This is a genomic window from Lysinibacillus sp. FSL H8-0500 (assembly GCF_038051955.1).
Lineage (GTDB): Bacteria > Bacillota > Bacilli > Bacillales_A > Planococcaceae > Lysinibacillus > Lysinibacillus macroides.
Genome location: NZ_CP150292.1, coordinates 1807109 through 1819958, shown reverse-complemented (window position 1 = coordinate 1819958; position 12850 = coordinate 1807109). Strand labels below are relative to the sequence as shown.

10 protein-coding genes and 1 pseudogene are annotated in these 12850 nt (G+C 37.9%); 2 read left to right on the top strand and 9 right to left on the bottom strand.

All coding sequences use genetic code 11. The features are described 5' to 3' along the window. Positions 1 to 5: 5 nt before the first annotated feature. From MHB44_RS08555 to MHB44_RS08535, 5 genes are all read right to left on the bottom strand, one after another. On the bottom strand, positions 6 to 1199 hold the full coding sequence (locus MHB44_RS08555; RefSeq protein ID WP_341302388.1) for a pyridoxal phosphate-dependent aminotransferase: 1194 nt from the start codon (positions 1197 to 1199) through the stop codon (positions 6 to 8). A gap of 16 nt (positions 1200 to 1215) precedes the next feature. Then, positions 1216 to 1698, bottom strand: a complete 483-nt coding sequence (locus tag MHB44_RS08550; protein WP_341302387.1) for a DUF5590 domain-containing protein — start codon at positions 1696 to 1698, stop codon at positions 1216 to 1218. A 203-nt stretch (positions 1699 to 1901) separates the two neighbouring features. Further along, entirely contained in the window at positions 1902 to 2855 is a 954-nt protein-coding gene (locus MHB44_RS08545) for a tetratricopeptide repeat-containing diguanylate cyclase (protein WP_341302386.1), read from the bottom strand. Positions 2856 to 3284: 429 nt separating this feature from the next. Next, positions 3285 to 4562, bottom strand: a complete 1278-nt coding sequence (locus MHB44_RS08540) for an IS110 family transposase (protein ID WP_341299573.1) — start codon at positions 4560 to 4562, stop codon at positions 3285 to 3287. A gap of 105 nt (positions 4563 to 4667) precedes the next feature. After that, positions 4668 to 5096 carry a hypothetical protein gene (locus MHB44_RS08535; RefSeq protein WP_341302385.1) on the bottom strand — a complete coding sequence of 143 codons (429 nt, stop codon included), beginning with the start codon at positions 5094 to 5096 and terminating at the stop codon, positions 4668 to 4670. A gap of 268 nt (positions 5097 to 5364) precedes the next feature. Between MHB44_RS08535 and MHB44_RS08530 the strand changes: the two genes are divergently transcribed. After that, the gene (locus MHB44_RS08530) at positions 5365 to 7116 is read left to right on the top strand and encodes a multicopper oxidase (protein WP_341302384.1); all 1752 of its coding nucleotides are present in this window, start codon (positions 5365 to 5367) and stop codon (positions 7114 to 7116) included. Positions 7117 to 7182: 66 nt separating this feature from the next. Here the strand turns inward: MHB44_RS08530 and MHB44_RS08525 are convergent. From MHB44_RS08525 to MHB44_RS08515, 3 genes and pseudogenes are all read right to left on the bottom strand, one after another. Then, positions 7183 to 7581: pseudogene (locus tag MHB44_RS08525) on the bottom strand (IS3 family transposase); the annotation flags it as partial. A gap of 593 nt (positions 7582 to 8174) precedes the next feature. Further along, complete coding sequence (locus MHB44_RS08520; protein WP_143759470.1) at positions 8175 to 8927, bottom strand: DUF3800 domain-containing protein; 753 nt, start codon at positions 8925 to 8927, stop codon at positions 8175 to 8177. A gap of 12 nt (positions 8928 to 8939) precedes the next feature. Continuing rightward, entirely contained in the window at positions 8940 to 9332 is a 393-nt protein-coding gene (locus MHB44_RS08515; protein ID WP_341302383.1) for a hypothetical protein, read from the bottom strand. 478 nt (positions 9333 to 9810) lie between these two features. On the opposite strand from MHB44_RS08515, the gene MHB44_RS08510 reads away from it, so the two are divergent. Then, positions 9811 to 10308 carry a hypothetical protein gene (locus MHB44_RS08510; protein ID WP_341302382.1) on the top strand — a complete coding sequence of 166 codons (498 nt, stop codon included), beginning with the start codon at positions 9811 to 9813 and terminating at the stop codon, positions 10306 to 10308. Between the two features lie 273 nt (positions 10309 to 10581). Here the strand turns inward: MHB44_RS08510 and MHB44_RS08505 are convergent, their stop codons facing one another. Beyond that, entirely contained in the window at positions 10582 to 12813 is a 2232-nt protein-coding gene (locus tag MHB44_RS08505; protein WP_341302381.1) for a phage/plasmid primase, P4 family, read from the bottom strand. Positions 12814 to 12850 lie beyond the last annotated feature (37 nt).

Here is a 12850-nt window from a genome sequence, read left to right as displayed (position 1 = left end):
AAGGATTAGTCTTGCCATTTTGATTTTACAAATGCATCAATACGACGGACTGCCTCTTCTAATAATTCTAAAGATGTAGCATAGGATAATCGCATTGTAGTGGGTGTGCCAAAACCAGAACCTGGAATCACTGCTACGTTTGCTTCTGTTAAAATATCCGCAGCAAATGCATCTATTGAATCATAGCCGGTATGAGCCATAGCTTCTGCTACATCTGGTAATAAGTAGAATGCACCCTGTGGCTTTAAGACACGGAAGCCAGGAATTGCACTTACCTGTGGATAAATTTTCTCGAGACGGGATTCAAATGCCTGACGCATTTCTTCTACTGCTTCTTGTGAACCATTGTACGCCTCTACAGTTGCATATTGTGCTGTTGTTGTCGCATTAGATGTAGAATGTGATGCTAGGTCAGTCATTGCTTTAATAATAGTGGCATCTCCTGCTGCATAGCCAATACGCCAGCCTGTCATAGAGTGAGATTTTGCCACACCGTTTACAACGATTGTACGTGCTTTCACTGCATCAGAAAGCTGTGCAATTGAAAAATGCTCAATACCATTGTATACAAGCTTCTCATAAATTTCATCTGACACGATTATAATATCTTTTTCTTGTGCAACAGCAGCGAGTTCTGCTAGCTCCTCACGAGAATAAATCATGCCTGATGGGTTGCTAGGGGAATTAATAATCACTGCCTTCGTTTTCTCTGTAATCGCCTCACGTAGCTGGTCGGCTGTAATTTTATAGTCCTGTTCGCGTGAGCCCTCTACATATACAGGTACACCGCCTGCTAACTTTACTTGCTCAGGGTAAGAGACCCAGTAAGGAATTGGAATAATGACTTCATCACCATCATTTAAAATAACTTGGAATAGTGTGTATAGAATATGCTTTGCCCCTACACCCACGATCACTTCATTTGGTTGATAGGCAAGGTTGTTATCACGTTGAAGCTTGTCAATAATAGCTTGTTTTAAAATTGGAAGCCCGCCTGCGGGTGTATATTTTGTATAACCCTTTTCCATTGATTCAGTGGCTGCATGTAAAATATTTTGAGGTGTATTAAAGTCTGGTTCACCAGCGCCTAGACCGATTACGTCAATACCTTGCTCTTTTAATGCTTTTGCTTTTGCAGTAATGGCTAATGTTGAAGATGGTGTTAAAGTTTTTACTCGGTTTGCTAATACATTTTTCATTCGAAATCTACTCCTCTTATAAATTCGTTATACGTTTCCACCAATCGCCATCCTTAAACAGAATATAGACATAGTTAAGCTGATCATGACCGTTTAGGTAGGTAATTTCCCAAACTGGACCAGGCTCCTCATAGCCTAATTTCATGTGGAGGACTTTTTGTACATTTCCTTCATTTTTAAAAACCGCTAATGCTTGCTTCTCCGTAATACCATCTTCTAATAACACTTCCTGAATAGAATCCTTATCCAGATTCGTTGGGACAAAGACAGCTTTTTTATCACCATGTTCGTCTACCCCGAACACAGTAACATACGAATGTTTGCCATTATATGTGTAGGACTCCGATACAACTGTAAGAGCATTGGCATCAAGTGCTAACTGTGTGGCCTGCTCTTCAATTGAACGAAATGGAGCCTCGGCTTTCCAGATTACTAAAACGCTAATCACCAGTGACAATGAAACAATAAAGACAGAAATGAAAATCAACCAGTTTTTCATACAATCACCTTATGTTTCCTATCCAGCTGATTTTGCATAACATATAGCTGCTGTTTGAGTGTATGCATAGCTACGGTACTCTTCATTTTGCTTTTCATTTTGTCAACCTGCTTTCTTTCCTCATACCACAATATTATACAACAATTTTGTATAGTCGTGTTTCTTAATTTCATAGAATATCAACGATTAAATTAGCTATACGTTTATAGAAGTTCTTCTATGACATAGTTTGCGCGACCATTTTCTTTTGCTTGATATAAACAGTGATCTGCCTGCTTAAATAAATCCTTATAATGATAATTTTTTTGATTGTTAACACAGACCCCCATACTTACCTTTAATGGATAGGACTGCTGTGCCTCCTTTACTGTTAATGACAGTAAATAGCCATGTATATTTTGCACAAGCGTTTTGATATAGTCCTTTTGAGCATGTTTTAAACACACAATAAACTCATCCCCACCATAGCGAATAATTCTCACATCTTCCTCGCATAAAAATGTTTTTAAACCATCTGCCACAAGCTGCAAGGCCATATCTCCAAACAAATGACCGTGTTTATCATTAAATTTTTTAAAATAGTCAATATCCAAAACGATCATACCTACATAGAACTGTGTTGTTTTAGCTCGATTTAACCATTTTTGTAGCTGGTAATCTAAAAAATAACGATTGAACACACCTGTTAAGGGATCATAATATGCTTTTTTCTCTAGCTTCTCTTTTTGACGTTTAAATTCTAAATTCATCACTTGCTGTAGTAAATGATCGACATTCATTTTTTCAGTAAGCTCAATATAGTCCCGTTGCACATCAAAAATTTCATCTCGCCAATTTAATTGATATAAAACATTTAACAGTAGACGCATTACCTTTTTGATAAGTTGCTTATCTCCATAAGATTGGGCAAGCGTGATTGCTTGGTTATAATAGCCTATTGCCTCCTCAAGCCTGTGTTGCTTTTCATATAAAAAACCATACCCAAACAGAGCCGCTACTTTTTCACGTTTATGATTGTGAATAATATTGGACGTTAATGTGCGATCTAGCAACGTCTGTCCTGTGTTAAAATCTCCCTCTAAAATATAAACATCGGCTAAATTATTGTTAATCCGAATATCTTGTAATGTTGCTAAATCAGGCAGTATATTCGACAACTGCTCATTATAGACTCTTGCTTGTAATCCCGCTTGAAGTGCCTCCCTCTATAAATATTGGTATATCAACGGTTTGACCCGATTTGATCACTGAAAAAATATTTTTTTCTTGTCCTTCTTTCTCGTTATTTTCTACTAATGCAATTGTTTAACAGTTGGTGGGTACGCTACGCTAACGTTAATTGGTAATCATTAACTTTCCGTTCCGTTATATGATGCACATTGGATCTCTGCGTTGCTTATGAGGACGTACCCTCCCATGTCTCTAGGCGTCTTGGTTAGCGCGTACATTCCTTCGTTCGGTCTCTTCATAAGGCAGAGGCTGGCGATGCTCCTTTAGGGACTCTTAGCTATTTGCATCGTCGAATGGGATAAATAATGCCGGCTTCTCCGTGTCATCCTCTTGATTTTGACTGTTGTTCGTACCGCTTACGCTACGCTTTGAAGCTGGGTGAAATCGTTCATCATTCGCTGGGCGTTAAACACCGTTTTCTTTTTGCACAAGGCATGTAAAATCTTCAGTAACTTGCCACACAGCACGACAATCGACTGCTTTTTACGTAGCGGATTCATGGCGCGTGTGGTGTAATGTTCGTGTAGTGCTTTAAACGCTGGATTATGCAAAATTAAGGGCATCATGACGCGGAACAGAAGCGCACGTAATTGACGTCTCCCTCGCTTCGAGATTCGTTTTTGTCCTTTCTGTTGCCCGGAAGAGTTCTCCCGTAAAGTTAACCCCGCTAGTTTGATTAATTGGCGTGGGTGATTGTATTGGGTCAAAGAACCGACTTCGGACAGGAAATTGACAATGGTCACATCGCCCATCCCAGGAACCGATGCGAGGTATTCATAATCCGTCATTTGTTTCGCTAACTCGACTAGTTGAGCGGTTAATTCGTCAAGCTGTGCCTGCATCAGCTGGTACTGCGCAAGAAGTGTGGCGATTTCAACACGGGCCATCACAAGTCCTTCCGTTAGTCCAATCGAATGAGGGGCTAGCGCGACTAATTGTTTAGCCTTTGGTAGCTGGGGACTTTTCATCCCTTCTACTTGGCGATACAGGAAGAGGAGTTCTTCCAGTGTTTTCCCTTGAATATCCATTGGGAATGGTGTTTTTTCAAGCACCGCATACGCCATTTTTCCGAAGCTTTTAAACACTTGGGTAAACTCTGGGAAAAAGCGGTCTAACCAACGAATGATGCGATTTTGAAGGGCATTTAAATCGGCTTGTATCTTGGCACGTAACGTCGCCCCATTGCGGAGTTCTGCTTCTACCCCCACTAACATCCGTGGATAACTAAAGCGGCCATCTCGCATTAAACGAGCGATGACAAGCGCGTCCTTTTGGTCATTTTTCGTTTGCAGGTTGTCATCTAATTCTTTCGAACGATTGACGTGCATCGGATTCACCATCACAAAGGGAATCCCGTAGTTTGTTAAAAACGCTGCTAGGTTCATCCAGTAGTGACCTGTTGGTTCGAAACCAACGAGGATTTCTTGTTTGCCATGCGCTGCTTTTAAGGCAAGCAAGCGTTCATAAAAGCCTTCAAATCCAATGCGTGATTGGGCAATTGGAAATGATTGTTGGAGCACACGCCCTCGGTCATCGATGGCACAAGCGAAATGTTTATGTTTGGCGATGTCGATGCCAATGACTAACGTCTGTTCAGAAACTTGATTAATTTTTTGGTTCGTATTAGAATGCATAGTGGAGTCCTCCTTGGTGAACAAATTAGGGGTCAATTCGTCGATGATTTGACACCCCGCATCATACCAAGAGGGCTCTTTTTATTCAAGTCCCCGAAAATCCTTCTAACAGGAATGCTCCTTTAAAAAGCCCTTCTCCACCTCTAAATAGCATAAATTATTATGACATCGTACAAGCATCACTAGATCCTGTAATTCCTGTGCATAGACAATTGATTTTTTTGTCATCTCCACTGTTTTTTCTCTTAGACCAACTAGATCATAGATTAATGACATGACTAAATAGTAATGCATAAAATTTTTACTGGAGCCATACCTCTGACAAAGAGCTCCGTATTCATGCATAAGACTAACCATTGTCGATGTATCTCCTAACGAATGATGAATTAATATTTTTTGATAATATAAATCTAGCATATATGGATAATTTTCGCTTTCTAATGCTACTAAAAGTCCTTGGTCTGCTAATTTTAGTGCTTCTGTTAAATACCCCTGTGTGCGCATTTCCATAATTGTTTTAGTTAATTCCACCATCTCATCACATCTCTAAACCCCTATATCATTTAATTATTAAGTATATAGCAAGCCTTATCCGACCTTTTCACAATATACCATCTATTACCTACAACTTTTGTTACAGGTCTATATTCTTATATCGGTTTATCTATTAGCTAAATGATCTCTTTTCAATAAAAATTTCACAATTGCTCAAATTTTTAAGACTTTCTCCATTTTTGTCCCCGTTATCTATTGCTTTTACCCATATGATGGATTAATTAGCTACTTTAAGTAAGGATGTGTTATGTTGAGTACACCCATTAACCCTGCTGATCCAGCAACAATTCCTAAATTTGTGGATGAACTACCTAAGCCTGTTGTCGCTAAACCAAAAAGATCTAATTATTATGAATTGGTAATGATGGAGAGTGAGCATCGTTTTCATAAGCATTTTCCATTATCCGTTATTTGGGGCTACAATGGCCTTTATCCAGGACCAACTATTGAAGCCGCGAAGGATCAAACCACTTATGTAAAATATAAAAATCAACTGCCTTTACACCATTTCTTACCAGTCGACTTTTCGTTGCACGCTGCCAATGATTCACAGGAAGTAAGAACAGTCACGCATTTACATGGCGCTAAGGTGGATTGGGAAAGTGATGGACATCCAGAGGCATGGTATACAAGAGATTATCGACACACTGGACCAAAATTCAAAAAGGAGATACATGAGTATACCAATCACCAACCTGCCACTACAATGTGGTATCACGACCATGCAATGGCATTAACACGTTTAAATGTCTATGCAGGCTTGGCAGGCTTTTATTTATTAAGAGATGCGCTTGAGGAACGCTCCCATTTACCATGTGGCGACTATGAATATCCTATACTCATTCAAGATAAATCTTTTCATGAAGATGGCTCCTTGTTTTATCCTGATGAACCACCATTCCCTGTAGATATTCATCCATCCATTACGCCTGGATTTGTCGGCAATACCATTGTTGTCAATGGCAAGCTTTGGCCCTATCTAAATGTAGAGCCACGCAAGTATAGATTTCGCTTTCTAAACGGCTCTAATCGCAGAGGCTATAGGATTAGCCTTTCAAATGATCAGCCAATGATTCAAATTGGCACAGATGGAGGTTTTTTAGCTACGCCTCAAGAAATTCAAGCTGTGGAGCTACTGCCTGCTGAACGTACTGATATTATTATTGATTTTTCAAATTGTGAGGGGCAGGACATTATCTTACTCAATACAGATACAGATTTTATGGATGAACATACAAATGTTATTATGCAGTTTAGAGTCATTGTGCCTATAAAAGGCGAAGATACAAGTGAAGTTCCAGAGAGGCTAGCGGTTACAATGGATTTACATCCACATCATGCCCATATTGAAAGACAGCTACCATTAACCGCAACAACGGATGAATTCGGGCGGCCCATGCTGTTATTAGACAATCGCATGTACCATGATCCTGTCACAGAAAAACCAGCCTTAGATAGCATTGAAATATGGAGTTTTATCAATGCCACACCTTTTATCCATCCTATGCACATACATCTTGTGCAATTTAAAATTTTAGAACGAAGACCCTTTAATGTAGAGCTCTATGAAAATGAAGGAAAGCTAGTATTCACAGGACCACCAGAAGCACCACGTGACTATGAGCGAGGCTGGAAAGATACAGTTAAAGCCGAGGCTGGTAAGGTTACAAAAATTATTATGCATTGGAAGGATCATTGTGGTCATTATATGTGGCATTGCCATTTCCTAGAGCACGAAGACCATGATATGATGCGCCCTATTCTTGTGATAAAGGATGTTCATGCCGTTCAACAGCCACATGCAACAAGCACACAGCAGCCAGCTCAACAAGAAGCTGTTGCCCATAAGCCACCCGTTAAAGAAGAAGTGATACAGGATTCTAGCGTTATGCATACCGGCAATAATGCACTGAATATCCCTCCACTTCTTCTACCATCACAGCCCTCTTCTCCTAAAGCAACAAGAATAGACGTTTTAAATAATAAAAAAAGCTATTGAGATGTAAAATGTACCCTTTGTAAAGGACATTTTGAAAAAAAGCAAGGTTACTTGTTGAAGCTGCTGTCTGTATTTTGCAGGCGGCAACTTCTTCAAATTCCATTGCCCACAATAATGATTGTAGTACATCATATAACTCTTAATTTCTCGTTTTACGTCTTCTAGTGTTTCGCAATCTTTGATAGTGGTTTCATCTTTTAAATGCCTAAAGAATGATTCTTGTGGCGCATTATCCCAACAGTTTCCTCGACGTGACATGGACTGTCCTAATCCCATTTTCTTCACGAATGCTTGTTAAGTTGGACTTGTATAATGGAATCTTTGATCTGAATGGATAAAGGCATTTGCTGCTAAATGTTTATATTTTTTTCATTTCTTCAGCGTATTGAGCGCGATATCCAATGACAATGAATCGGACACTTCATACGCTAGAATTTCGTTCGTTTCGGCATCTTTAAAAGAACTTGGCAATAAAGTTTTCGTTTCTCGCCAAATTCATTTAAAAATATAGATTAGAAAATATATTGATTACATTTAATCAATCTTCGACAACCAATGGCTATTTATAGTAAATCAATCCTTTGTTTTACCATCTATTTGTGATACAGTTCACCGTAGTTATTTAAGAGGCAAAAAACACTTGGAATGAACGGTATTTGATGAAACAATGACCAAATACCGTTCATTTTGATTGAATATAGCTTTACAATTGTACATAAGATTACAGTATATTTTTATAATCATAAACGAAATTATTGACTTCTTTTCTATTTCAGCTATAATTAAGTTACAGATAAGCAGGCCACTACGGATCGTGTGACTTGTTTATACAACAGTTTCAGGTCGGTACGGATCGTTCGGCCTAATATCAAACTCATTACGGATCGTATGGGTTTGACAAAAGGGCCTATCACAGTGATATGGCCTTTTTCCATCTAAAAATACAAAAAAACGTGTATTTTTTCCCTTAAGAGGGCATATTTATAAGTATCCTCACTACGGATCGTGTGGGGATAACCCCCAGGCCACTACGGATCGTGTGACCTGGGGGTTTCTTTTTAACATTGTTTTATCTTTAGAACCCTTTGCAATTTATTATATAAATACCTTACACTTTGGGCATAATCATCACTTCTATTGGTTCCAAGACGGTGAAAAGCTTGAAAGACCCATACACCGATATCTGCAACTTGTAGTAACGGATAATCCTTATGTTTACCGCAAACAAGCTCTCCAAAAAACTTGTTCAAATTAGAACTACTCAGACAGTCTTTAAGAACTTCTTTTTCGCCTGCATCACCATCATCTATTACAGTTAAAATTTGAGCGTGTTCAGATGTGTCGCTTTCTATAAAGCTTAAAAATTGTTCATGTAAATGGCGATATTCGCCCATATTATTATTTCTTAAACTAATAGTAGACTGATAGACGGCCTTGTCCAATACACCAATGTAAAACGTGATATCATGTTTAATGATGATATCAATTATATCTTCTAATACTTTGAAGCGTTCTGTTTCATCCAATTTACTCCATAAAGCGGTCCTATTTATTATATTCTTCGCATGAAAATGGAAATCAGTAAGAAAATTCACATTGGTTCCTACCTCCGCTAAGAAGTTTTCAGCTCTTAGGCCTGATTGAAACCTACTTGCTATTATGCCAAGGTACTTTGTTTGAATTAATATTAGGTCGTCGCTTAACTTCTTCCATGTCGAAGGTTCAATATATGGACCCCCATAAATTAGTAATGGTTGATTCGTATCCCGTAAACCCGTATTCCCTGCTTCATCTAAATATAAAATTCCCATGGGCATACCTCCTTATTCCTGCATTTCAGCATCTTCATTAATGTCAGCAGGTGAATTCAGATCTACAACTAAGAATTCTCCTTCTTTTCTACTTAAAAACCGCTTCGCTTTATCCAACTTAATCTCTGGGCAGTATCTCAGAATAAACCTTACAAAGTCTTTATTATTAATACGGATAAATCCGTTTTTTTCTTTGCCTATAAATTCAATAGTGTCTTCTGTAGATTCCTCCTCTGTAACCCCTATTACGACAATATATTTTTTCTCACGATCAAAACCTATTTTTATAGAATGTGGAGATCCTAATGTTGCTATTGAAGCCTTATTAAACACAATACCATATTCCGCTATTGAAACTATAGGCGTACCTAAGTTCGGCGAATACCATTCTATATTAAATTCCATCTATATCGGCTCCTTTGTAATTACATTTACAATTTTACGCCTTTAAACATATTTACATTTCCTCTATGTTTCGATTATATCACGTGTACATATTATAACACAAAATAATCATAATGTTTTTTGTTCCAATGATACTTTATCAAAATCGCTGATTAACATAATTCCAAGAGTATTTCAAGCCGACTACCACTGTTAATAGAAAAATTGACTAATGATATGATTTATGGTAAGTATCCAATTAAAATGAAAGGCGGATTGCATAGGAACCAATCATCTTTATGATAATAATTGATTTATATTTTTGAAACGTATAGGGAAGAAAGAAGTTACCCTTAAGCATCAAAAATCAAATTTAAAGGATAGAAAAATAAAATAAAGTTTCTCTCCTGACGAAATTAACGTTGAATAATACAAACATGGAATTACTTGTCTATGTAGATCTATAATATAACATCGAAACTGACAAGGAGGTGTACACATGAACAAAGACAGCTTCACTACAATGAGTAGCAAGGAACGGGTTGCAATCGTAAATGATCTTCTAAGTAAGGATGGCTTTGATTTACAAAAGGTGGCGGATACACTTAAAATGAATTACTCTACCTTTACAAAACTAATGCAGGAAGATGATTATGTATTTATTAAACGAGATAACCAGTATTACAAATTTATTCGGGATGAAAACCAAATTATAAGTGTTACTGCCCCCAAGGATCCCGAATTGGACTATATCAAGCAAAACTTCTTAGCCCTAAAATCATTAATTGAGCAATCTAAAAGTAACAATGACTTCATTTTGGACAAGCGAATTTTCCAATCTCCTAAATTTGCAACGAAGAACTTCCGTATGTCGGACGAGTTGTATAAACAATTTGTCAAAACTTGCGAAGAGCATTTTCCCCAATACAAGCTACAAGATATAATCGCCCAGTTACTTTTCAACTTCAATGAAAAATACTCCAAAAACAATGGTTGAAATATTTAAAGGCAGTTCCAAAAGTTCAATGCTTATGGAAACTGCCTTTTCATTATTCACAATGTCGGTAAGAGTATCTTATTGGGTGGGTCATTTACTTCCAAAAAGAATTCTTTTGCAACCACTTATCACAACCACAGGAGGAGGGGGTATTTCAAAGGCTTTTACGTAACCTTTAGAAATTTATTTGTTTACAACCTTCTTCCATTCAAATTTTTTTATAAGTTGTAAAAACCCTTTCTTTTACCCGCTCCCCTCCCTTGTGGTTGTACTTCAGATGTTACGACGAATCTTTATTCCCTTGAAAATGATCCGTTTGCTATTGGATTCTTCGGTTCTTAGTAGTTGTTTTGGATAATCATTTTCAAGCGATTTGTTGAATTTTGTTTGCGAGATGGGTTGTAATCCATTCTCAAGGCACATTTGCTTGTAATATTGATAAAGTTGGCGACTATATTCAAATTGCTCTGGGATAAGTTCGCAATGCTCTTCTACAAACCAAATGACGTTATTTGACTGTTTGCGATAGTCGGCGAGCAATGCCTTATTCGATTCGCTTTTCGTAAATTGAAATTTGTTTTTAATAAGACGATGAAGGCCCTCCAAAGCCCATTGAATAATTCCATCAAGCTCGTCTTGGAACTTTTGCAATAGAAAAGGATCTATTTCTGTTTCAGGCACTTGTCTTAGAAATGGAAGTATAATCAATCGGCGGTAAAAGCCGTCTGTTCGGTCAACATAATTGGAAGGTAATTCATTACAAGAGAAGACGAGCCTTGCTTTGTTTGAAAATGAAAAAGGAGTGCCGAACTTTTCTTCTGCAACAATGGAATCTCCACTTACAAGGGTCTTGAAAACGCCTGTATCTTGAATGGATTTATTAGGAAGGTCAGCGTAGATATTTGCAAGTTTTCCAAGTAAAAGGCTTGCTTTAAATCGTTGGGATAGGTCTTGTAAAGCCACGTTGCTAATCTGATCTTTCCCTAATATTTGCTCAATTACCTTTAGGAATGTTGATTTTCCACTACGTCCTGGTCCATACAAAATGAATGCCTTTTCGGCGGCCACGCTCGGAATTAATAAATAACCTACTAACTCTTGGGCAATTAAAGCGTCTGAGGAATTGAGGGATTCTTGAATAAACTTTTTGAATTGAGGGCAAGTTGCAGATGGGTCGTATTGTGCGTTCACTTGAACAGCGGTATAAAAAAGAGGAGAGTGGGGAAGAAGAGTCTTATTATTCAAATCGTACATACCATTTTTGAAGTTGATCATATCCGTCAAGTTGGGATTATCCATTAAATCCCCTTCATAAGCGATGCGTGTTTTCCATTGCTCCAAAGTGTCCTGGATATGATGGCTCTTACTATGCTCATCTAACAAATTTTCTTGTACAAGGCTTTTCACCTTGAGCAACGGCATTTCCTTGTATACGCCATGTTCGTATTTAAAAAACCGTTCACTCGAATAAATGAAATTTGCGGTTTCAGCTAAGTGCTTTGCTAAAACTCCAGGTTTAAACCTCATTGATGTTTGTGTTTGCTCATACCACGCTGGTAAATCCTTTTTTGCATCTATATTGTCTACTTGCTTAGGCTTAATAGGGGTTCGTACCTCATTTGCCGTAAAAACTACAGATGTCCCTTCTATTGCCTTATTAATCACAACTTCTCCGTAAGTGGAACCATCTGCATAGTGAATCTGATCCCACTTCTTCCGAAACAACCCAGATTTACGGAACATCCGATCCATCTCATTGGCATCTTTCGCTGTATAAAAAGCCAATGCATTACAAAGGGCTAAGTCAGCCTCACTTTGCGAGGAATGATAGTTTTCCCAGTGTCCATCATACAAACTTCTTAACCGTTCACCCCCTTTACTTGAAAACATAATATTTAGTAGTCCTTCTTCAGTAAGTCCTTTGTTATAACTTCCTTTTTGCTTTATTGTCACGTTATCGTCATCCTCCTTTTTGGTCATATAATTTCGAAAAAGCTCATGCACTTCTCTTGTACAGTCCTGGATTACTTCTATCGGGTACAAATGATTGGCTGTTACGGTGAAGTAACGTTTTTGATCGTACATTTCAATACCATAATCAGCATTTTTAGAAGGACCATTTGGCTTTTTTCCAATTGCAATGACGTGAATTCCCCTCCCACTTGGAGAAAATTCGATATATGCCTTGTTCGCAAAGCTTTGCACAACTTCATTTGCCAAAGAGGAAAGCTCACCTTTCTTATTAATGCAATCATCCAGATCAATTCCAATAAAAGGATCATGGTCTGAAAATACAAATCCAATACCTGAAATTCTGTTGTTACCCTGATTTAATTCGTGAACTGCCTCATTGAAAGTAAGCCAGTTTTCCTTGTTATTCACGTCAATCGCCTTGCCATTTGATGGATTTACAGGTACTTTTGTAATCCTCTCACCTTTTGGAATCGCTTGATAGCAGACCCATTGACTCATTTCTTTTAATTGTTGTGGAATATTTTCAAACATAAAAGCTCCTCCTTTCGTGTGATACAACCTATTTATA